This is a genomic window from Nostoc sp. DedQUE07 (assembly GCF_034530975.2).
Taxonomy (GTDB): Bacteria; Cyanobacteriota; Cyanobacteriia; order Cyanobacteriales; family Nostocaceae; genus Nostoc.
Map to the genome: position 1 here is coordinate 1 of NZ_JAVRCC020000047.1, position 22,146 is coordinate 22,146.

Annotated in this window: 22 protein-coding genes and 1 pseudogene; 13 read left to right on the forward strand and 10 right to left on the reverse strand. The window is 40.9% G+C overall.

What is annotated here, in order from left to right:
* Positions 1-538, reverse strand: a pseudogene (locus RMZ95_RS26310) (hypothetical protein); the annotation flags it as partial.
* 603 nt (positions 539-1,141) lie between these two features.
* On the opposite strand from RMZ95_RS26310, the gene RMZ95_RS26315 reads away from it, so the two are divergent.
* Both RMZ95_RS26315 and RMZ95_RS26320 read left to right on the forward strand, forming a co-directional pair.
* Positions 1,142-1,339, forward strand: a complete 198-nt coding sequence (locus RMZ95_RS26315; protein ID WP_094348028.1) for a hypothetical protein — start codon at positions 1,142-1,144, stop codon at positions 1,337-1,339.
* Positions 1,340-1,419: 80 nt separating this feature from the next.
* Positions 1,420-1,896, forward strand: coding sequence for a Tic20 family protein (locus tag RMZ95_RS26320; RefSeq protein WP_322670288.1), 477 nt, complete (start codon positions 1,420-1,422; stop codon positions 1,894-1,896).
* A 3-nt stretch (positions 1,897-1,899) separates the two neighbouring features.
* On the opposite strand, the gene RMZ95_RS26325 is transcribed toward RMZ95_RS26320, so the two are convergent.
* The gene (locus tag RMZ95_RS26325) at positions 1,900-2,673 is read right to left on the reverse strand and encodes a fumarylacetoacetate hydrolase family protein (protein WP_322670289.1); all 774 of its coding nucleotides are present in this window, start codon (positions 2,671-2,673) and stop codon (positions 1,900-1,902) included.
* A 382-nt stretch (positions 2,674-3,055) separates the two neighbouring features.
* On the opposite strand from RMZ95_RS26325, the gene rpsF reads away from it, so the two are divergent.
* Both rpsF and RMZ95_RS26335 read left to right on the forward strand, forming a co-directional pair.
* A complete protein-coding gene (gene rpsF, locus RMZ95_RS26330) occupies positions 3,056-3,412 on the forward strand; it encodes a 30S ribosomal protein S6 (RefSeq protein WP_322670290.1) in 357 nt (118 codons plus the stop codon).
* A 227-nt stretch (positions 3,413-3,639) separates the two neighbouring features.
* Complete coding sequence (locus RMZ95_RS26335; RefSeq protein WP_094348024.1) at positions 3,640-4,200, forward strand: Npun_F5560 family protein; 561 nt, start codon at positions 3,640-3,642, stop codon at positions 4,198-4,200.
* Positions 4,201-4,678: 478 nt separating this feature from the next.
* Here the strand turns inward: RMZ95_RS26335 and RMZ95_RS26340 are convergent, their stop codons facing one another.
* Positions 4,679-5,032, reverse strand: coding sequence for an STAS domain-containing protein (locus RMZ95_RS26340; protein WP_322670291.1), 354 nt, complete (start codon positions 5,030-5,032; stop codon positions 4,679-4,681).
* Positions 5,033-5,486: 454 nt separating this feature from the next.
* On the opposite strand from RMZ95_RS26340, the gene RMZ95_RS26345 reads away from it, so the two are divergent.
* Positions 5,487-6,116: a DedA family protein gene (locus RMZ95_RS26345; protein ID WP_322670292.1), complete on the forward strand. Its 630-nt coding sequence runs from the start codon at positions 5,487-5,489 to the stop codon at positions 6,114-6,116.
* Between the two features lie 122 nt (positions 6,117-6,238).
* On the opposite strand, the gene RMZ95_RS26350 is transcribed toward RMZ95_RS26345, so the two are convergent.
* Positions 6,239-7,441, reverse strand: coding sequence for an argininosuccinate synthase (locus tag RMZ95_RS26350; protein ID WP_322670293.1), 1,203 nt, complete (start codon positions 7,439-7,441; stop codon positions 6,239-6,241).
* 445 nt (positions 7,442-7,886) lie between these two features.
* Positions 7,887-8,648, reverse strand: coding sequence for a PEP-CTERM sorting domain-containing protein (locus RMZ95_RS26355; protein WP_322686431.1), 762 nt, complete (start codon positions 8,646-8,648; stop codon positions 7,887-7,889).
* 493 nt (positions 8,649-9,141) lie between these two features.
* Here RMZ95_RS26355 and RMZ95_RS26360 point away from each other — a divergent pair, with 493 nt between their 5' ends.
* The 4 genes from RMZ95_RS26360 to RMZ95_RS26375 all read left to right on the forward strand — a co-directional run bounded on the left by RMZ95_RS26360 (position 9,142) and on the right by RMZ95_RS26375 (position 14,349).
* A complete protein-coding gene (locus tag RMZ95_RS26360; protein ID WP_322686430.1) occupies positions 9,142-10,404 on the forward strand; it encodes an anhydro-N-acetylmuramic acid kinase in 1,263 nt (420 codons plus the stop codon).
* Positions 10,405-10,606: 202 nt separating this feature from the next.
* The gene (locus RMZ95_RS26365) at positions 10,607-11,053 is read left to right on the forward strand and encodes a hypothetical protein (protein WP_322686429.1); all 447 of its coding nucleotides are present in this window, start codon (positions 10,607-10,609) and stop codon (positions 11,051-11,053) included.
* 225 nt (positions 11,054-11,278) lie between these two features.
* Positions 11,279-12,292, forward strand: a complete 1,014-nt coding sequence (locus tag RMZ95_RS26370; protein WP_322670297.1) for a glycosyltransferase family 2 protein — start codon at positions 11,279-11,281, stop codon at positions 12,290-12,292.
* A 503-nt stretch (positions 12,293-12,795) separates the two neighbouring features.
* Positions 12,796-14,349 (forward strand): serine/threonine-protein kinase, encoded by a 1,554-nt coding sequence (locus RMZ95_RS26375; protein ID WP_322670298.1) that lies wholly within the window; start codon positions 12,796-12,798, stop codon positions 14,347-14,349.
* A gap of 461 nt (positions 14,350-14,810) precedes the next feature.
* On the opposite strand, the gene RMZ95_RS26380 is transcribed toward RMZ95_RS26375, so the two are convergent.
* The 5 genes from RMZ95_RS26380 to abc-f all read right to left on the reverse strand — a co-directional run bounded on the left by RMZ95_RS26380 (position 14,811) and on the right by abc-f (position 20,359).
* The gene (locus RMZ95_RS26380; protein ID WP_041565841.1) at positions 14,811-15,008 is read right to left on the reverse strand and encodes an NblA/ycf18 family protein; all 198 of its coding nucleotides are present in this window, start codon (positions 15,006-15,008) and stop codon (positions 14,811-14,813) included.
* A 704-nt stretch (positions 15,009-15,712) separates the two neighbouring features.
* Positions 15,713-16,450, reverse strand: coding sequence for a Stp1/IreP family PP2C-type Ser/Thr phosphatase (locus RMZ95_RS26385; protein WP_094348014.1), 738 nt, complete (start codon positions 16,448-16,450; stop codon positions 15,713-15,715).
* A 16-nt stretch (positions 16,451-16,466) separates the two neighbouring features.
* Entirely contained in the window at positions 16,467-18,152 is a 1,686-nt protein-coding gene (locus RMZ95_RS26390) for an AarF/ABC1/UbiB kinase family protein (RefSeq protein WP_322686428.1), read from the reverse strand.
* 159 nt (positions 18,153-18,311) lie between these two features.
* Positions 18,312-18,638, reverse strand: coding sequence for a DUF6825 family protein (locus tag RMZ95_RS26395; protein WP_322686427.1), 327 nt, complete (start codon positions 18,636-18,638; stop codon positions 18,312-18,314).
* Between the two features lie 107 nt (positions 18,639-18,745).
* Positions 18,746-20,359, reverse strand: coding sequence for a ribosomal protection-like ABC-F family protein (gene abc-f / locus RMZ95_RS26400; protein ID WP_322686426.1), 1,614 nt, complete (start codon positions 20,357-20,359; stop codon positions 18,746-18,748).
* Between the two features lie 391 nt (positions 20,360-20,750).
* Between abc-f and RMZ95_RS26405 the strand changes: the two genes are divergently transcribed.
* From RMZ95_RS26405 to RMZ95_RS26420, 4 genes are all read left to right on the forward strand, one after another.
* Positions 20,751-21,149: a hypothetical protein gene (locus RMZ95_RS26405; protein ID WP_322686425.1), complete on the forward strand. Its 399-nt coding sequence runs from the start codon at positions 20,751-20,753 to the stop codon at positions 21,147-21,149.
* Between the two features lie 219 nt (positions 21,150-21,368).
* A complete protein-coding gene (locus RMZ95_RS26410) occupies positions 21,369-21,683 on the forward strand; it encodes a DUF433 domain-containing protein (RefSeq protein ID WP_322686424.1) in 315 nt (104 codons plus the stop codon).
* Positions 21,684-21,704: 21 nt separating this feature from the next.
* Positions 21,705-21,839: a hypothetical protein gene (locus RMZ95_RS26415; RefSeq protein WP_322686423.1), complete on the forward strand. Its 135-nt coding sequence runs from the start codon at positions 21,705-21,707 to the stop codon at positions 21,837-21,839.
* 36 nt (positions 21,840-21,875) lie between these two features.
* Entirely contained in the window at positions 21,876-22,073 is a 198-nt protein-coding gene (locus tag RMZ95_RS26420) for a hypothetical protein (RefSeq protein WP_322686422.1), read from the forward strand.
* Positions 22,074-22,146: the final 73 nt, after the last annotated feature.

Below are 22,146 nucleotides of genomic sequence, written 5' to 3' on the forward strand. Positions count from 1 at the left end.
GACGCTCTTCCGATCTGTTGCCATCTGTAGTAATTGCCAGTCCTTCAGAAACTGCGATCGCTTTCTCAAACGTAAATAACGTAATTGCAGTTTCTGCTGGGGCATTAGATTCCAAGTTTTCAGAAACAGTATCTACGCCATCGTCGGGTGAACTCGATCCTAAATTTTTCCTCGGCTCTCTCTCTGCTAACAGCGAGAAGACTTGTACTTGCACGCTGTATTGCCAAGATTTACCGAGCAGATCCGACATCAAATCGCCGGAACACCGCAACTCCCAAACTCCCGGTTGGAAGTAGGTAAAAGGAATTACCGCCATTATGCCTTCTGAATTAGTGCGACGCGATCGCTTGAAAATTCGCCGCGTTGGTTGAACTTCCTCGGTTGAAGAGTGAGTTACCCGCACTTCCACGTCTGTATTAAGAAGGTTAGAACGAGCCAAAACTCTATACTGCCCTTCCAAAATTTCCAAATTTGGCGATTCTAGGATATGCCACGAGCGAGCGCCTTGTTTCTGTATCAGAAATTGCCAGTGTTCCATTGTAAGTGATGCCCAGACCGACGAGCCGCTGAGTAATATTGTGTATTAACTTGCTTGCAAGTTTACCTCAGTATTTTAGAAATGCCTCACTTAAATGGCTATCAAGTTAACTCAATTTTACTGACTTGACTTCTCACACTTTAACTACTCACCTCAAGGGAATTTCGATAAGTCGCCGTGTTGCTTGTGCGTAAAGCTTTTGTTGTTTTCTAAATATTAAGTTTGACAGATTCTAGTGCTAAATTAACAGGGATGCAATGGATAGCGTTAGTTGTCTTTGCTCAACTTAATGCAAAAATTTTTGTATTATTTTTTACTAGAATTTCCACTTTGCAATAGACACAACGTACAATAAATTAAAATTCGCTTGAGAATTGTTATTGAATCGTAATTGCCCACATTTTTGCTACAAAGAGGTAGGATGCGGTTCTTAAGTGTCCTCTGCGATCGCCCAAGTTAGGCGCAAAGCGAGATTGCAAATTACAACACTTAACCACGCAAAACGCATCCAATCTATCTGAAGTGGCTCTTTGAAGCGCTACAAAACACGTCTTCCCCGGAGTGAAATGTGGGTTGACAATGAGGATTTACAGGAGGGATTCGATGCTAGTCATTTTAATGGACGAGCAAATCCTTGCCCCTGAGCAAGTTTGCCAGTCTTGTTTACTCGCTGACGGGAGCGGTCAACCCCGTTGGCGTGGGGGTCAACTGCGCTGTGGCCAAGCCATTCGCAAACTTACTCAACAGCAGCCAGACCAATATGAATGTATGATGGGCTTTCGCATCGCCCATATAGAATAGTTGAATTTCTCAGCAAGACCAGCAATTGCGTTATCCTATGCTCAAGTAACTATTAAAATTTAACCACAGGAGAACGCATAATGTCTTGGCGCGGGTCTACAACAGTTTCAGATCGGATTTTTGCTTCCTTGCCTTATTTGCTTCCTCTAATTGAAGTTTTTGTATTTGGTAGATATTTACTATCAGAGTTTCCACCGTTACAACTACTGTTTTTACCGCTTCTGCCATTATTAAGAATTTACTACGGCGTGCGTTATGCAGGAATGATTATTTTTTTTGCTTTATTTTTGCTGGTAGTAAGAAATGAAAAAATTAGTCATTTTATTCGTTTCAACACCATGCAAGCAATCCTTTTGGATATCATTATCTTTTTGTTTAGCATCCTAACTGATGTTGTGGGACTAGTTCCTTCCGGTGGTTTTGCAATCCAAACTCTATCCACAACCATTTTTATCGGCATAGTGGGAGCAGCAGCATATTCAGTCATCCAGTCTGTGAGCGGACGTTATGCAGAAATTCCAGCGATTTCTGATGCAGTGTATATGCAAGTGCGTTAGAAGTTAACGGGACGCTACGGTGTTTTCCAGGCGACCGATACCTTCAATTTCTACGCGGACGCGATCGCCTGGATGCAAAGCACTTACACCCTCCGGCGTACCTGTAAGCACCAAATCACCAGGAAGTAGCGTCATCACCTGACTGATATAGGAAACTAAAACATCGGGGGAAAACACCATCCGATCGATACAGGCAGATTGAACTGGATTAGCATCGTCATTCACAAAAGTCTGCAATCTCGCTCCTGGATTTAATTCTCGCACAATCCAAGGCCCCAAAGGACAGAAAGTATCAAAACCTTTGGCTCGCGTCCACTGACCATCCTGTTTTTGTAAATCCCGCGCTGTTACGTCATTGGCGATGGTGTAGCCCCAAATTTTGGTTTGGGCTACCTCTGGCGTACATTCAAAAGCGTAATCGCCAATCACTAGAGCCAACTCTCCTTCATAGTCAACTCTATGTGACTGGGGAGGATACTTAATTTCCCTTTCAGATGGAATGATCGACGTAGGTGGCTTAAGAAAGATTAATGGCTCAGAAGGTACTGGAGTTCCCATTTCGGCCGCATGATCTGCATAATTCTTACCCACGGCCACAATTTTTGAGGGAGCGCAGGGAGCCAGAATTTGGTAATTTTCTGGTGTCAAAGTTAAATCAGTGGGTTGTCCTTGTAACCAGGGTGGAGCATCTAGCACCTGTACATTCAGGGATAGCTGTAGTAACCCATAGTAAATCTGTCCTTCTGGATTTTGAATTCGCACGTAGCGCTGCGCCATAACCTTGATAAATACCTTTTTTCTGCTTTTTAGTTGCTGTGAGTACCTAGCAATCGTCAGTTAGCTGTTTAGCCAACCGATTGAGCCTTGAGCAAAAAAGCGATCGCTATAAGATGCCCTTTAAAGAAAGATACCCCTTAGCGAAGCTGATAGCTCGATCGATCTTGTGAAAGAAATATCAGGATTGCCTCTCAACCTAGTTTTCATTAGGGACATGCAAAAAATCCAAACTTTGGCGATTTGGCTAATGAAACAAAATTGAAAACTGGTAAGATTATAGTTCCTTGTTGCTTCAGATGTTGATTAATACTGGCATTTTAAAGAAAAGACAGGTATAAATTAATATCAGCAGCCACTTTTGTCCATGAGGAAACTGAAAAATATGACTACAAATTACGAAACAATGTACATCCTCCGTCCTGACTTGGGAGAGGAACAGGTAGAGCAAGCAGTTACTAAATATCAGAATTTGCTTCGCGAACAGGGTGCTGAAGAGATCCAAATTCAAAATCGTGGTAAGCGCCGTCTAGCTTACGAAATCAAAAAACACCGGGATGGCATCTACATCCAGTTAAACTACAGCGCGCCTGCAACTGCGATCGCTCCTTTTGAACGCGCTATGCGTTTAAGTGAAGAAGTGATTCGCTACTTGACAATTAAGCAGGACATTGAAGAAGAAAAACCCCCTAAAGAGGAAAAAGAAAAGCCTACTAAAGTAGCTGCACCTGCAACAGTGTAGGAAGGTGAGGTGGATGAGGGAGATGAGGGAGTAGGGGAAGCAGGGGAAGAATTCCTAACTCCTAACTCTCCACTCCCCAATCCCCACTCCCATTCAATAAAATTTTGTCTTTTTCTTTTTTCGTCACTTGTTTGGGAATGCTAAATTAACAAATACTTGCCAAAGGTAGTACTCCCGCAGTTATACCTAAGAGTGGACAAGATTCTGAATGGGAGCTTTAAGCTACTGTGAGCCAATCTGATACACCTAATATTCAAGTTCTCTCGACGGAAGTATCGCAGCTACGCCAGGAGCTGCAACTTCGCGATCAATTAGTACAACAACTATCTCAAGAACTCTTCCGGCTGGTAAAGGGTAACACTAGTTTTATGCCACAGCAGCCGGAATTTGAGCGCGATCTGACCCAGTTACACGCTTTACAAGAACAACTTCAAGCTGTGGAACAGCAGGTGGCGTTCTACCAAGAGCAAATTACAACTCGTGACTCCGAAATTTATCAATTGCGACAGTCAGTTCAAGAACTTACCGATCGCACTCGGATGTTGGAGCAAGTAGTACAAGAGTTGCCTCAAATTTACCGTCGGAAGTTTGAGGAGCGGATGACGCCAGTGAGAGAAAAGGTAGCAACGCTACAACGGGAAAACCGCCAACTGCAAGCAGAACTGCAAAGTGTGAGTTACCGTTTAGCACTCAAAACTCGCAATGCTAGTCACAGCGGTATTGATTTACCAAATTTTCCCCGCCCAGCATCCGAACAAACTAATATTTCGACTCCCCAGAATGCCTAAAATTATCATTATGGTGGAATCTAAGAGGTAAGAAATTGGTGCATCAAAACATCTTGGAGGCATCCAAGTAGTAGATCGAGGCAAAAATAACTATAAAGTTAGAAATAACCTAAAAGCTGAGATTTTAACCTTTCTTACCTCCTGCTTCCTTTCACTAGTTACGTCCCATATAAAACAATTAGCTTAGAGTAATTTGCACAACCCTGGATTTAAAAGGCTGGGGAGTATCACAAACAGTTGCATTTGCTTTGATCGATTTTGGCAATTTCTGACTTTACTGCTTTAAGTAGATGACTTACAATAATGCAATTTATACTACCTAGCTTAAAGATATAAGTTTCCCTCAACATTCTTCTCTAGACAATAAAGAAAATCAGCCTGCTAGCACCAGACTGTTATTTTAAAGAGAATATGAAAGAATATGAACAAATGCAAATATCGCTTGACTCCGCCATCCTTCTGTAGGTAGATTTATTAGTTAGTCTGCTAGCATCAGACTGTTATCTTTAACGTTGGTAAAAATATCTTGGTAAGTGTCAAAAATTTCAAACACTGTATCGAGTTGGGTAAGTTCCAAAATCAACCGTACAGGAGCTTGTACATTGCATAGAACTAAGCGGCAACCACTCTGACGTGCAGCTTTTAAGCCTTTTACTAAAGGAACTAACCCAGAGCTGTCCATGAAGTTAACTTCTGCTAGGTCGATAACCCAGAGTTGATAAGCTTGAGGGACTACTCCAGCCATTTGTTCGCTCAAAGCCTTACCGCCTTGCAAATCTATGCTTCCTTGGGGTTTAAACAAAATCACTTGAAGTTCTTGTGTGAAAGCCATGAATTTAACAGGGTAATTGGAACACTTGACAAAAAATTGAAAAAGACATCAATACTTCTTCTCTTTCAACGGTAAAATGACCTTTTACCCAGATATTTGGGCAATTTTAGTCCTACAGTTGAGAGAGATTATTTCAGTATTCATGTCGTATAATTTGTGATAACTTTCATCAATATAGGCATAAGCGCCTAACAATTTCGGTATCAACCGTATCTTTTACAAGATTTTCACAATTTAAACGGATATTTATAAATTTTCTATAAAATTTTTAATCTTTTTTTAATAAATTATGAACATGTGGTACCAATCCCAAAATTTGTATATTTAATAGTCATAAATTAATAGTTCCCATAGAGTAGAAGTTATGTATTAGTTTGATTGACACCCCACCCAAAAACAAGCAAAAATGTAAAAATATAGTAAAAGTAAAAATTTGTAAAGACGGCGGTGTGGAATGTCTTTAGAGCTGATTTCACTAGAAAATATCCAGGAAGTTGCTCATAATTACGGGTATTGGGCAATTTTTTTCGGAATTTTGCTAGAAAATTTAGGCATTCCCCTTCCTGGTGAAACCGTGACCTTAGTAGGCGGGTTTTTAGCTGGCAGCGATGAACTAAATTTCTGGCTGGTTCTCGGTGACGCAATTATGGGTGCTGTCATTGGTGGTACTTGTGGCTATTGGATTGGTAGAGTTAGCGGTTGGGCTTTTCTGGTAAAAGTTGGCAGTATATTTCGGATTTCTGAAGTGCGGCTGCTGAGTATTAAAGATCAATTTAGTCAAAACGCTGCTAAAGGAGTGTTTTTTGGGCGTTTTTTGGCATTGTTACGAGTTTTTGCTGCACCACTAGCTGGTATAGCTGAAATGCCCTTTAGAAAATTCTTTTTATATAACTTTTTAGGAGCAGTTGCTTGGGCTAGTTTGATGGTGACATTAGCTTTTTTTGCTGGCAAAATAGTCTCTTTAGAACAATTGGTTGCTTGGGTGGGTCAATTTGCGATCGCAGCTTTACTAATCCTCGCTGCCTTAATTATTGTGCCCCTGTGGCTGGAGTCTCGCCAAGTTAAAGGTGCAGCAGAAGAGTAAGTCAAGCATAAACTAAGTGAGGAGTGAGGAGTAAAGAGTAAAGTAAAAAGTGAATTTTTTTAACTTTTACTTTTGTATTTTGCTTTTTTAACTCCTAACTCCTAACTCCCAACTCCTAACTCTTAACCCCTAATCTGCTTTGACCAAATGCGAGTCGGTAGTCCCCAAACGTATATAAAGCCTTCAGCGGCTTTGTGGTCAAATTTATCCTCGGCTCCGTAGGTTGCCAAATCAGGAGTATAGAGAGAATTATCGCTCGAACGCCCAACTATCGTAGAGTTGCCCTTGAACAACTTCACTCGCACAGTTCCAGAGACTTGCTCTTGTGTCTTTTGAATAAAAGCATCGAGTGCAACTTTGAGTGGACTGTACCACAAACCGTTGTAAACAATTTGGCTGTAAGTTTCTTCAATCCCACGCTTGTAATGGGTAACGTCTGCTGTTAGCGTCAAGCTTTCTAAATCCCTATGTGCTTGAATTAGCACCAACATTGCAGGTGATTCGTAGATTTCCCGCGATTTGATCCCCACCAGACGGTTTTCAATCATATCTATCCGTCCGATGCCATGATTTCCCACCGCCTGATTGAGTTCTTCAATTAGCTCAACTGGCTTTTTAGCTATTCCATTGAGAGTTGTGGGGATACCACCCTGGAAACCAATTTCAATGTACTCTGGCTCGTTGGGAGTGTGAGCGATCGCTTTGGTCATCTCATAAATTTCTTCTGGTGGCTCAAATGAAGGATCTTCGAGTAAACCAGCTTCAATACTACGACCAAGCAAATTTTTGTCAATACTATAGGGAGAAGATTTTTTAACTGGTGAGGGAATACCAAACTTTTCCCCATAAGCGATCGTTTCCTCACGACTCATTCCCCATTCTCTGGCTGGTGCGAGGATCTTCAGGTTGGGGTTTAAGGCGGTGACAGAGACATCAAAGCGAACCTGATCGTTGCCTTTGCCAGTGCAACCGTGAGCGATCGCATCAGCACCATATTTTTCGGCTGTTTCTACTAATATTTTGGCAATCAGTGGACGAGCTAGGGCGGTTCCTAGAGGATAACGATTTTCATAAAGGGCGTTGGCTTGAATCGCTCCAAAGGCGTAATCTTTAACGAAGCTGTCTTTGACATCCGCCACTAGGGATTCACTTGCACCCGATTTCAGAGCTTTTTCTCTGATTGGCTCTAATTCATCTCCCTGACCTAAATCTGCTGCTAGGGTAATCACCTCTTCCACACCCCACTCTTGCTTAAGGTAGGGGATGCAAACTGAGGTATCCACTCCGCCAGAATATGCCAGGACAACCTTTTTGGCGCGACCCATTAATTTCTCCAGTTAGGACAACAAAGAATGAGTCATTATTATATCTAAACTAATCCACGTATATTTTATTCATGCAATAACCTATAGGAGTCAAAATTACGGTTCACTCTCAATACAGTCTGGTTAAGCTCTAAGCAGTATTGAGTAGACCTCTTGCACAAATGAAATGTAAAATTTGCCCACCTTACGGGATCTTGCTACATCCCTCAACCCCTTCTCCCAATTTTGCATGAATAAAAAGTCTAGTTAAAGAAAATTTTCTTAGCTTGCTGCGCGTAGCATTGACTGTAGAAGAAGCCCCGATTATAAATGGCAAATGGATTAGGGCGAGTTTACCTAAGTAAACTCACCCTGAGTTGCATTTTATATTAACTAAGTTTTGAAATCCTTCTACAGGCTAAGGTTAGACTATAGAGAAAATCTTACTGAGTTCAGATTGATATGTTTAATGAGATTGTCTTACAGTTTGTAACTTTTCGTTCTTGCGCTTGCGTAGAAACATACCACCTACAGCCAGCATACCTAATGTAATACTAGGCTCAGGAACAGACTTAGGGTCAAAACCTGTAAATTTGTCAGTTCCTAGATGGAAAGAATGGTTGTCGCTTTCAAATCCACCACCACCTGTTTGGGTAATGACAATCTTGTTGAAAATGTCGTTGCTACTATCTGAGTAGAAGTGAAGGTAGCCATTTCCTTCACCGCCATGCTGTGATGCACGAATTGGAGCAACTGGGTTCACATCCTCAGTTGTAAATGATTTGATTAAATTATCGCCACTGTAGAAGGAAAAAACGTTACCAGAACTAATAGCTCCCCAGTCAATACCGAAATAATTGAGGGAACTTGCAAGGTTAATTGTGACTTTATCGCCGTTGAAAACTGCCAAATACTTCCCATTATTGACCTCACCATTTGCCCCAGCAGGTGCCCATACATCTGACCTCACACTGCTGGTTCCACTGTTATTCTCAAATGAGTATTTAGCAAAACCAGTGGTTGGTGCTTGACCATTATTGAAGTTAACAGTTGTCGTACCAGGAAGTTGAGTAAACTCAGAAAAAGCACCTTGGTCAGTTTCTCCATTAGGGCCTGCAATGCCAGTGGTTATTTGGAAGGAAATAGCCTGGGCAGAACCTGCATAGATAAATGAGGAGATTGCAGATAAAGATAGAGCAGCGATACAAGCAATTTTTGTAAAAGACATAATCTTGAAATTCTGTATTTTTAATTGTTGAAAAGTTCGTTTGCGACTTGGATTCATTATGTAGTGTCTTCTAGAAGAAACAATAGGATGAAACTACTGGATTTGTATTTATTGAAAAATTCCTATATTTAGCCAACATTTTGCCCTATTCTTGAACAGAAATCAGTAGTTTCACTTGCAGAAAAAGTGGATAGTATATCTGTTATTTATCTGAAATTAAAAAAGTTGTAAAGTTAGCCTGCATATATTAAGAATTTGTATCTTCGGATGTTGTCCTGATTAAGGAGCAATTAAGATAACAAACAAAATTGTTTTAAATTCTTTGTTTCCTGATAAATATAAATAGATTCGTGGTATTGCTATTGGTTTTGAGATTCTTCCGTCGCTATATTTACTTTTTCTTCTGTAATTAACTATGCAACCTGAGTGTTTTGACATAGCTATTAACATGAATTAAACTAAACTCTTGCAATCAACAAAAGAATTTTGACCGATGCATCCAACTGAAAAAGCTGTTGTCCCTACTCGCGTTATTGGTTTAATTAGTGGCACATCCGTAGATGGCATAGACGCTGCGTTGGTAGAGATTTCCGGTACAGAATTGGATCTCAAAGTTGAGTTGCTAGCCGGGGCAACATATCCTTATCCAGCCCAACTCAGAGAAAGAATATTAGCAGTTGGTGCAGGCGTTGCCATCTCAATGGCAGAATTAGCGGAAATAGATGATGCGATCGCCCAAGTCTTTGCCCAAGCCGCCCAAAATATTCAAATTGGTCATCAGCGCGCCACTCTCATTGGTTCCCACGGTCAAACGGTTTATCATCGACCACCCAAAGAGGGAGCAGAGGGAGATGAGGAGCAGGGGAGCAGGGGGAGAGAAATGATCGCTACCCACGGGCTAAACCCTAGCTATCCGTTAACAGCATTGGGCAGTCCTTTGGGTTATAGTCTTCAACTAGGGCGAGGTGCATTAATTGCACATCTTATGAACATTACGACTGTGAGTAACTTCCGCGTTGCTGATATTGCTATTGGTGGTCATGGTGCGCCTCTCGTGCCTAGAGTCGATGCTTATTTACTCAGTCATCCCCAGGAGGGGCGTTGTATTCAAAACATTGGTGGTATTGGCAATGTTGCTTATATTCCGCCTCGGCATGGAGACTGGCTCTCAAAAATTCGTGGTTGGGATACTGGCCCAGGAAATAGTCTGTTGGATCTTGCGGTGGAGCATTTAAGCGGTGGTGCTAAAACTTATGATGAAGATGGCAATTGGGCAGCAAGTGGTACTCCTTGCCATCAATTAGTAGAACAATGGCTCAACCAAGACTACTTTCATCTACCGCCGCCCAAATCCACTGGACGCGAATTATTTGGTGTGACTTACTTGCATCAGTGTTTAAAAGATGCTCAAGCATACCAACTCAATCCTGCTGACGTACTGGCAACTCTCACAGAACTTACAGCTGCTTCAATTTTTCATAGTTACCGCTCTTTTTTGCCAGAAATGCCACAACGAGTATTATTATGTGGTGGTGGTAGTCGCAATCTTTATTTGAAACAAAGGTTACAGTTGTTGTTAGGATCGATACCAGTCTCCACAACAGATGAAGTCGGCTTGAGTGCAGATTTTAAAGAAGCGATCGCCTTCGCGGTTTTAGCCTACTGGCGACATTTGGGTATTCCTGGCAACTTACCTGCTGCCACTGGTGCACCTCAAGAAGTACTTTTGGGAGAAATTTACCAAGGTCAGTTCTGAGTCAAGAACAATAAACAAGATAAAAAATTTCTCCATTCTCCACAGGCTAAACGTCCCGCTATCGCTAACGCAACTTAGCACCGTCTTTATCAATATTCAAAGCTACTATCTTTATAGGCTAAACGTCCCGCTATCGCTAACGCAACTTAGCACTGCTATAACTGTAGTCTTGGCAGCACTCAAGCAAGACAAGGAATAAAAGGTGGCTCATACTTTTTTATTGGAACCAGGACGCTGGGCAATGCAAGGAAATTGGCTGGAACGTAATGGTACGCCAATCAGCGTCAAGGGTATGACATTGGTAGCTTGGAATCGAGATAACTGGTTTACTATGGCCACAAAACTGATATTTCCAGGTAGCGATCGGTCTGAAATCTCTCTCCAATATAAGGGACGGTTGCATGATGGAGAGCGTCAGTATACTTTTTTACTACAACATAATATTTTGGGGCAGGTTGAAGGCGAAGGCTGGATTGGTCTGGATACTATCGTACAGCGTTACTGGGTACTAGGCGATCGTCAGCGTCGTAGTGGTTTTGAAACCCTACACCGGATTTCGCAAGATACATATTACCTCAGTAGTGGTATCTTGGCTGGTCATTTTTTAACTAGCACAATGGAAGCTAGCCTAGAGCGTCAGTCAGCTTAAAAGCAGCCCTACCTCACCGCTTTGCTGTTCTTCTAAGCCAAAAACTGCCGTTCAAAGAACTCTGGCAACGCACTGGTTTACCAACGCCTAATATCTCCTACCCGACTTTAACCACTCATCGTATATTCTTACCGACCTACTGAGTTGTATAGTAAAAAAGAAACGATCAAATTATGGTCAGGATTTTAGTATTTTACCTAACCATGTAGTCAGGAGTTCAGTTTCGTGAATCCTAAAGTCTCTGTTATTATCCCTGCTTACAATACTGAAACTTATATTGGAAAGGCAATAGAGTCAGCCTTAAAGCAAACACTCACTGACATTGAAGTTATCATGGTCGATGATGGCTCAAGTGATAAAACTGTAGAAGTCGCTAAAAGTTTCACCGATCGACGTCTCAAAGTGATAGTTAATCAGCAAAATGTTGGAGCGGCGGCGGCACGTAATCGCGCCTTCAGAGCAGCCCAAGGAGAATGGATTGCTGTACTTGATTCAGATGATTGGTATGCTCCCAAAAGATTAGAAAATCTTGTGTCTCTGGCAAATCAAACAAATGCAGACATGATTGCTGATGATGTTTATTTGATCGAAGACGGTACAACATCTCCTTGGAGTACATTGATTCAAGAAAGTGGAGAACGTATAGATAAAATCTTCCAAATTGATATCGTTTATTTTGTAGAAACTGATGTCTATGGGCAACCAGGGTTGCATCTTGGCTTAAGCAAGCCTCTATTCAAACGAGAATTCCTGATTAAGAACTGCATCGAGTACGATGAAGAAATTAGAATGGGTCAAGATTTTTGGATTGACATGAAATGCTTAATCAAAGGAGCTAGGTTTTTTATTGAGCCAAAACCCTATTATTTCTACCGTTCACGCCCTGGTTCTCTTGTATATCAAAGCCAATTACCACGTCTAAATCAATACTGCAAAACTACTACTTCTTTCATGCAACAAGACATTGTGAAAAATAATCCTACTCTAATGCGTGCTCTATCTTATAATCTCTCAGTCTATAAGAAAAATCTAGCTTATCTTCAAGTTGTAGAACCTATAAAACAAAGAAAATGGTTAACAGCATTCACAGGAATCAGGAAATATCCGGGTTTCTTTTATGATTTTATGTCCAGATTTCATAGTATTGTCGAGCGTCGAATTCAATATTATATAATGAATAATAAATCAAGTTTTGATATATATCCTAATCAACAGGAAAAACGAAAAAACAACACTTAAATATTACAGTTTACCAATGAATAATGCATTATTACATAGTAATAATTAGCTTGAAGATTAAAAAGATTGTTAGGTAATCAGAAAATTTTTTAAAAGTATTGGGTGAATATAATTCGTTATTACATAAACTAAGTCTATCTTCGTGAACTAATGCGAATTTAAGGGTTTGTTAACCTACAAAGACAGGTTTATCAAATTAAACATGGCTAGTTGTCAAATTATTTAATTGGGCAGTTAAAACGTCCAGATATTGCTATGTCAATGGCTTAGTTTTTAGGCAGTCGGCGCGCTCCGCACGCCATTGCTTAATCAGTTGCGTAAGTCCTGGTGTAGCCAAACTAATGCCGTCTTCTCCCAACACAAACCAACGTCTCGTAGAGAAAAGGAGATGCCAAGAGTGATAGCGCATTAGTCAAAATTGGGCAAACTAAAACTACACCACAATTTTTGAATGCACTTGTCCTCCCAAATATTTACAAACTGCTTTTGGAGTCGAATTTTCTATGTCAGACCCCAACATTGGTCGCTTACTCAGCAAACGCTACCAACTCCAAGAGTTAATCGGTACTGGAGCAATGGGTCGGGTTTATCGTGCTAAAGATACATTGTTGGGAGGTGTACCTGTTGCAGTTAAGTTTCTGGCTCTATCAATCCAAAATGAAAAGATGCGATTGCAAGACCGTTTTGAGCGAGAAGCAAAAACCTGTGCTTTACTAGGGCAAAAAAGTATCCATATTGTCCGAGTTATGGACTACGGCGTAGATGACAATAACACCCCGTTCTACGTTATGGAATACTTACAAGGACAAAGCCTGAACAATATTATTCGCAAGCAACGATTACCTTTAGCTAGATTCCTCAGTATGGCGCGTCAACTCAGCTTAGGGTTACAGTGCGCCCATGATGGCATCCCGGTTGATGGCGCTATTTGCCCAATTATCCATCGCGATGTCAAACCAAGCAATATGCTGGTGATTCAAGATCCCAGTTTTGGAGAATTGGTCAAGGTTCTAGATTTTGGTATTGCTAAGTTATTACAGTCAGATGGCGACCATACAAAATTTTATTTGGGGACATTGGCTTATTCTTCTCCCGAACAGATGGAGGGTAAAGAATTAGACAACCGTGCTGATATTTATAGTTTGGGCGTCATGATGTTTGAGATGCTCACAGGCAAAATGCCACTGGTGGCACCAACTCACTCTTTTGGTGCGTGGTATAAAACACATCACTATCAAAAACCACGTTCTTTTTCTGAGGCTGTGCCTGGATTAGAACTACCAAAAGAAATTGAAAATTTGGTGATGAGTTGTCTAGCTAAAGTAGCACGCGATCGCCCCCAAAGTATTACTGAAATCCTCAGAGTTTTAGCATCTTTAGAAAAGCCTGAGCATACACGCAAAATTCAGCAAGCCAGCCATTCCCTCGTTCCTACTACTACAGCTAGCACTGAGCTTGAACAAAAGACCAAAGCCGATTTGCGGGTATCCTGGTCAAACGATGAAATCGCTCGTGCCATTTCCTGGCCCAAAAATAAACCAATTGCCGATATTGTGTTTCCCCAGCCCATTCATACCAATGGGGAGGTTTTACCAGCTTTGTGGGTGATGCTACCGCAAGAAGAAATTCAAAAACGCTTACTCTGTACACGCTATAACCAATTTCTGTTCATCTCTATCCCCCATCCCATGCTCCTATGGATTACTGTCATCTACAATCGCAAGCATGGCGCTAAATGGTTGCCTTATTATCTCGATCTCAAAACCAGCCTTGGTCAAGAAATTGCTCGGTTACTACAGCACACAGGTTACTACCGCCTCTTATTCTTTGCACGAGAAGCACCAAATCCCTGTACCCACATCTTACTTTCCAGCGTCGCTTCTGCCCAGCGGCAACGACTGCAAGAGTGGGTCGCAATCAGCAATACCTTGATGTCCTCTGCCGACCCGCAAATTAGTAAAAGTTTACTCAAAAACGAGTACGAAAAGATTAAGCCTCAGATTATAACAAAACTGGAAAGTATAGATACAGATTCTCCATACGATCTTTCCAGCTAGGCATAATTTCTTAATGTTACGTGTTTCATAGGTGGTCGCTCTCACAATGTAACGTTTTATAAACAAAATATATATAAAGATGTAACTTCTAGTTATATGTATAAAGGGTGAAATCACTAGCTGCTAAAGCAGTAGTATATAAATTATCTCTGAATCTTCCTCTGCAAATATTCCAGTGGATTGTCAATTTGTGCAGGTGTGATTCCCTCATTAGACGAAACAACAAAAAGTTTGGCTAAAGCAAACAAGAGTTTTACCCTGCAATGCTAAAGTTAGTCTAGACTTCATCAGATATGCCGTAGACAATGTTTACTCATTCTTAGTTAATTTCGGGAATTGAACTTTTGCGCCATATTATTGTGGAATTACTTATCGAAGTTGACGCCCCGGCATCCCCAGCTCTTTTCCTCCTTGGAACCAAGCAAGAGAAGGAGGTCGCCCACTGCGACATTAGAACGACTCTATGCCATAGTGGAACCGGAATCTAAGCCCCACTGGTGTTTAAGAAGCTCTTGATAAGTTGCCTCGCGCACGACCATTTGCTCATAGAGCTTGACTAAAAAATCTTTAGCTTGATCGTGGCTCATATTTTGCACCTGAGTAGCAAATGAGCAGATGCTGAATTGCTGTTCCAAGGATAGTTTCATTGGTTGATTCATAATTACTCCGAAAAAACAACGCGTAAAGGTGATATCGCTCACAGAAGTCCAAATGGGATAATATTTGGACTTATATCTGTCCAACATTTGTTCCTCCGTATTACGAAAGATAACAATTGTTTGACAGATTGCCCACATCCAAAGTGTGGACTTTTTTCTGTTTTGATATCTTGCACCTAATCCTACTGATATACCACCCAAGTCAGCTGAACCATATTCCGGAAAATAAGCTCTATTTGGTCTTAGATAGGTATAACTACCTCTCTCATTCCTTCCTGCTTTGCACAAATATCCTTTAAAGAGAATATTTGGTGCTATGTAAAACCCGTCTTAGTCTTTGTGTTTAAAAAGCCTAAAATGCTGTCTCCGCAAGGGTGGAAGAAGCTTCGGAGGAGGGAAATTGTAAGGAGGTTGGGGAATTAATGGTAATAAGCGTGAATTATAGTCGCTTTACCTTATTACGTGCAAGATGTCAATTTCCTAATTTATACAAATTTATCCTCTTTGGGTGATTTTAGAGGCTAAAAATATTTGTATCAAATTGTAAAAAGGAAAAATGCTCACGCTGAACAAATTACTGAGTATATTTACCGGATTTGTCATTTGTCCTTTGTCAGTTGTCCTTTGTCATTTGTTTAAAGTTACTAAGCATCGACTAATGACTAATGACCAATGACCAATGACTAATGACTAATGACTAATGACTAATGACTATTTTCTTCAAGCGAGACGATGACAACTGTGATGTTATCGTGCCCTCCATGCTCTTTGGCAGCCTCAACAAGAGAGATGGCGGCTTTATCAAGCCAAGGACTATTTTGGAGGCAGTTAGCAATCTTCTGCTCGACAAGTTCTTCTGTAAGACCATCACTACATAAGAGCAAGCGATCGCCAACTTTTACATCTAGTGGTTGTACATCAATTTGATGCAAGTCTTCACGCCCTAAACAACGCGATAATACATGGCGAAAAGGATGTAATCGTGCTTCATCTAAGGTAATGTCACCGATTTTGATTGCTCGTGCTACCCAAGTGTGGTCTTCCGTCACCTGTTCTAAGTGCGACTCGCGGAAGCGATACAGCCGCGAATCGCCAACATGAGCGCACCAAGGCGACTCTGGGGAGCGAAAAATTACTGCTACAACAGTTGTCCCCATATCGGCGCGTTCGGGATGATTTTGCTGATCCTGCAAAATCGCTTCATTGGCACCCCACAAAGCTTGCTCTAGTAATTCTTGAGAAGACTTAGAAGTTTCCCAATTTGCTACCAAATACGCCTGAATTTCTCCAGTGGCAATTCGACTTGCCTCTTCACCTCCGGCATGACCACCCATACCATCAGCAACAACGAAAAATCGTCCTTCTGGGTCGATATAGTAAGCATCCTGATTATTAGAACGAATAAGTCCCGGATCGCTAAAACCCGTGAAATTAAGTTTCATAAATTTTTTGCAACAATTAATACATACGATCGTAACGGTCGAGGCGTAAAAGTAATCGGATCGTGATCGCTGAAAGCGCAGCTGCAATTAAAGCAGGCAGCAGTGCTAACCATACATAATCCTTAACCACTAAAATAGTAGCTGAAAGCGTGAAACCGCTGATTAACAGAGCATAGCTTATTGAGAGCTGAATACTGCTCTGTCGTCGCAACAGGCGTTCAGTTTCTATAGACCGAACGCGCAAGCGCATATCTCCTTGCTCTAGCTTCTCTAGTGTATCCTCTAATCTACGTGGTAGACCAAAGGCGGTACTACTTACCTGAGCTGCTTGACGACTTAATTCGTTAAGAAAGCTATTCCCCTCAGAACCATTCATATCGGTCATAAGTTGCATTGCATAAGGTTTGGCAACTTCCATAAAGTTAAACTCTGGATCTAAGCCTTTACCTACCCCTTCTAAAGTAGAAAAGGCTCGCATCACGAAAGTGAAAGTTGCTGGAAATCTAAATGGCTGATTATAAGCTATTTCGTAAAGGTCGTCACTGATTGCTGCAACTGATTGGTTCTCAAAGGGCTTATCCATAAAATGATCCAGCATATACTGGACGGAACGCCGTACTGGGCCCATATCATCAGTTGGGGCGATCGCACCTAAATTTATTAAAGATTGCACAACGCGATCGCCATTTTTTTGAGCAATGCCAAAAAGTGTTTCCATCAATCCTTCGCGGATGTTGGACTTAATCCGCCCCATCATGCCGAAATCATAGAATATCAGAGCGCCATTTGCACTGACGGCAATATTACCTGGGTGAGGATCGGCGTGGAAAAAGCCACTATTGAGTAATTGTAGTAAGTAGGCTTGAGCACCTTGACGAGCGATCGCTTTTCGATCCAAACCTGCTGCTTCTAAAGCTTCATATTGGCTAATTTTAATTCCAGGGAGATATTCCAAAGTCAGCACTCTGGAAGTAGCATAACGCCAGTATATTCTGGGGACGCTCACCCAATCGTAGCCGCGAAAGTTTCGGCGAAAAGTATCGGCGTTACGACCTTCGTTAAGATAATCAATTTCTTCCCAAAGAATCCGACAACATTCTTCGTAAATACCCAACCAATCTCGTCCACGTCCCCATTTGGGATGGTTTTGAAAGTAGCGGGTAATTCCTTTGAGAATCTGTAAATCTATTTCAAATAACTTCTTTAGCCCAGGACGTTGCACCTTAACAACAACTGATTCTCCAGTATGTAGTACAGCTTTGTGTACTTGCCCCAAGCTAGCAGCAGCTAAGGGAATAGGTTCAAAATTATGGAAAAGTTCAGGAATTTTCTTGCCTAGTTCTTTCTCAACGATCGCTTCTACTTGCTCATAGCTAAATGCCGGTACTTTGTCTTGTAATTTGGCTAGTTCTTCTACATATTCACCAGGGAATATATCAGCACGGGTAGAAAACAGTTGCCCAACTTTGATGAAGGTTGGCCCTAAATCCAATAGAGTATTGCGAATCCAGACTGCTTGGGTTTTGCGTCTTGCAGCTTGCTTGACATCAGTCACACCTCCCGGATAACTCCAAGATTTGTTGTATAGCCAAAGTTTGAACAGTAAGGTCAAGACAAAAGACCAAATGTCCACAAAACGCCGTTTGCTAGAGTATTTTTCCCGATTCCAACGGTATGCCTTCTCTGAATAACCTTGTTCCATATACTTTGTTTACCGTTGGTTTGCGATCGAATCACTTGGAAGAAAAGACACTCTGATTCCTAAACTATTCTTTCTTAGGTGTCATTTGTCCTTTGTCCTTTGTCATTTGTGCATAATTCTTAGCCTAATGACTAATGACCAATGACCAATGACTAAAATTTATGCAGAAGTTCTACGATAATGTTGCAATTCTGTTCGTAACAGGGCAATTTCAGCTCGTAATTCATCAATCTCTGCTTGCAAGTCACCTGAATCAGAACTGGCTTGCCCAGTACCTGGGGTAGGTTGACTGGCATTAGCTGTTTCTGCTGCCCGATTTGCTCGCTCTAAAACTTCTTCTGTAAATTGGCGCAGTTGCTCTCTAGCTTCTGCATCAAATTTGCCCAGATCGCTCAAAGCATCGGTCAAGACGACCTCTAAACGCTCATTAACTACTTCTGCTACCGCTCTGCCTACGAAAAAGGCTTGTACAAGGGGGTTACTCATAAATTTTTGTTACGTTGCACCGCAAGAGAATTATAACTTGCCTGTATGCTTTACGGCTTCTGTTGTTGAGGTAGAAATTTACTAGAAATTTACATAAGGCGATCGCTTTATTGATTGTATTCCAGCAACTCTCGATAATATTGCTCTGGTGTACTTGGTAAATAAGTTGTCATTTGCAAAGTTTGTTCCCTCAACTTGAAACCTTGGGTAATGTTAATCTGGCTGAGAAAATCTATATCGTGGGAAATTACCCAAAGCGCTCCTTGGTAATCATTGATACCTATTACTATTTTTTCAACAGTTTCAATATCTAGGTTATTAGTTGGTTCATCGAGAATCAGTAGATCGATTTCTGAGATACTAATCATAGCGATCGCTAATCTTGCTAATTCACCTCCACTCAGTACAGAGGCGCTTTTGTGAACGTCATCATATTTAAAGAGAAAGTGTCCCAGTTGTTGACGTAAATGCTGATAGCTGAGATCGGGATTGGCAGCTTGCATATTTTCTAGAATTGTGTATTGGCGATTTACCAATTCGTAGGTTTGATCGAGATATACAGCTTTCATCGCTGGTGTGAGCAAAACCTCACCTGATTCTAAAACCGCTGTTTGGTTTTCCATTCCCAAAATTGCCTTTACCAGACTCGATTTACCAGAACCGTTTGCACCGATAATGGCTATGCGATCGCCAGATGATATATGCAGTTGAATATTTTGAATCAATAGACGCTCTGATATCCTAAGATTTGCACCCTGGATATTAATTAGATTTCGGCGTTTTTGATTTTTTTCTTCTAGCTGAATACTCGTTACTTTGGTAGTTTTGACCTTCGTCTGTGTAACCTTTTGATTAGCCTTTGCTACTGCTGCTTCATGTTTCTTTTTCGCAGTTCCGGTAGACACCTCAGCTTTGGTTTTAATCAGTCCTGCTGCCATTCTATCAATACTACCATTCAGAAACTTGGCGCGACCGTTGCGACTAGATTGGGCTGCGCGTTGCTGTTCTTGCATCGCTGTGATTTGGGTACGTTTGAGTTCCTTTCTGGCAACTTCGTGCGATCGCAATGCTGCTTCTAACTCTATTTCTTTCTGTTGTCGATAATGAGAAAAATTACCTCCATATACTTTCAAACCAACAGGTGTAAGTTCCCAGGTTACTTCTGTTACTTGGTCTAAGAAAAAAGGCTTGTGAGAGACAATTACATACGCACCTGTGAAATTCAAAAGAAACTGTCTTAAGCTTTCTAATGCTTGCAAATCCATGTGATTAGTTGGTTCATCGAGCAATAACAAGTTTGGCTTTTGAGCTAAACCGATCGCCAAAAACAGTTTAGTAAGTTCTCCACCACTCAAGTTAGCAATTGGTAAAGATAAGTCAACTTTGGTGTGGAATTGTGTTTGCAAAATATCCTCAATCTTCCACCATTCATCAGAGATAGAAATCAAAAAATTAAGTACTGTATCTGCTGTAATTTCTTGTCTGATAGTGCTGATTTGTGGCAAATAATAGACAATACCATTACAGCAAACTGAACCTGTATATCGGTTAATTTGACCTGCAAGTATCTTGAAAAGTGTTGATTTTCCTACCCCGTTGCGACCAACCAAAGCAATGCGATCGCCCGCGTCGATATTCACATGAACTCCTTGAAACAAAGTTCTATCTACGCTGAGGTCATAGGCTAAATTCTCAGCTAACAATATTGATTTTTTCGGCATTATTCTCAAACCTCAATTCGCAAACTTCCACCCGCATATTTCCAAAATTTACGGGTAAATTAGACACAAAAAAAACTCAGCCGTAGACAATCGTCAAACGGTTCTATATAGATAGGAATAATGACAATATTTTTAGTGCATGACTATGTGAAGTAACCCTGTCAAACTAGTTGCGTTTATTCTTCGTTGACATTTGTTGCTTTAGTGCAACAGGTGTTTGGTACTACTTCATTTGTGCTATCTCATTGGAGTTGTGATGAGGTTTGATATTGACTACAGTGTAGCACTAAGGAATTTCGGAAAGTGAGAATGCTATCGCTTTTTCTATTTCCACACTCCCCAGCCCTACTAGAAAGACTTACAGCAGTTTGATTTTGTCTTAAATACTCTTGTGGGTGCGGTTGTGGGTAGGGGGGATGTGGGTGCGTTTATGGGTAGGGATGTGGGTGTGGTTGTGGTTGGGACTGTGGGTTGGTTTGTGGGTTGGTTTATGGGTTGGGTTGTGGGTTTGGTTGCGGGTTGGGCTGTGGGTGAGGCTGTGGGTTGGGCTATGGATTGGGTTATAAATTTGGCTGAAGACTCATTTACAACTGTACTAATACTACTAACATTAGGATTTGGAGCTACTGTAGGAACTGGGATAATAGCAAGCTTTCTAAATCCATTTATTTTGTTAGCACTAACAGTAACCAGTTTACCCGCACTTTCCATGCTGCTTTTTTCACCCCTAAAAAGACGTAGATTAATTACTAAATATCGCCAGTCTGAAGAATCTTTAATTAAACCGTAATCAAACAGATACCCGACTTCTTTAAGAAGTCGGGTATCTAGTCTTGTTTGTGACAAAGATAAGATCGCACTCTTTTTTTTTGTGTCTAACTTAAGAATGCGAAGCCTTTTTTTCCCAAGCCTTAATGTAGTGCGGTAAGCGATCGCTATGCCGTCAAGCTTATCGCTTGAACAAAAAGATTACTATATATAATAACTAACTATGAATATAGGTCAATCTATGTCTACCAAACATATCGCAGAGTATTTCAACTTTCTCTCTTCTGAAGACATTAGACTGAAAGACTCAAGAATTGGTATTGAAACAATTATTTATGAATACATTGATTGTGGACGTTCTCCAGAAGAAATTGCCCAAATTTATCAAACAATATCTTTAGAACAAGTATATGCAACAATTCTTTATTATCTGCAAAACAAAGAAAATGTCAGTGCTTACATCAAAAACTGGATAGAACACGGTCATAGAATGCGAGAACAACAGAGGCTTAATCCCCCGCCAGTGTCAAGAAAAACTGCGCCAACTCCGAATTAAAAGACAAGCTAAACAGCAAGCATGACACTGCAATATCTGATTGATGAAAATGTCAATCCTATATATCCAAATCAAATTAGACTACAAGAACCTGATATTGCGATCAAAGTGGTAGGAGAATCAGGAACTCCACCAAAAAGTACACTCGATCCATAAATTCTGTGTTGGTGTGAGGAGAATAATTTCATATTATTGACAAATAACCGAACTTCTATACCAGTACATTTAGCTGACCATATTGCTGTTAATCGTCACGTACCAGGAATTTTTATCCTCAATCAAAATTTAAGTATTGGTGAAAATATAGAAGAACTCATAATAGTTGCTTTGGCATTAGAAGACGATGAATATCAAGACAGAATAGTTTATTTACCCTTACCCTACAAATAGGCGATTACCTACGGTACGCTAGGCGATCGCTAACTACAACACTGCTAAAATAAACTCATACTTACTTGATGCC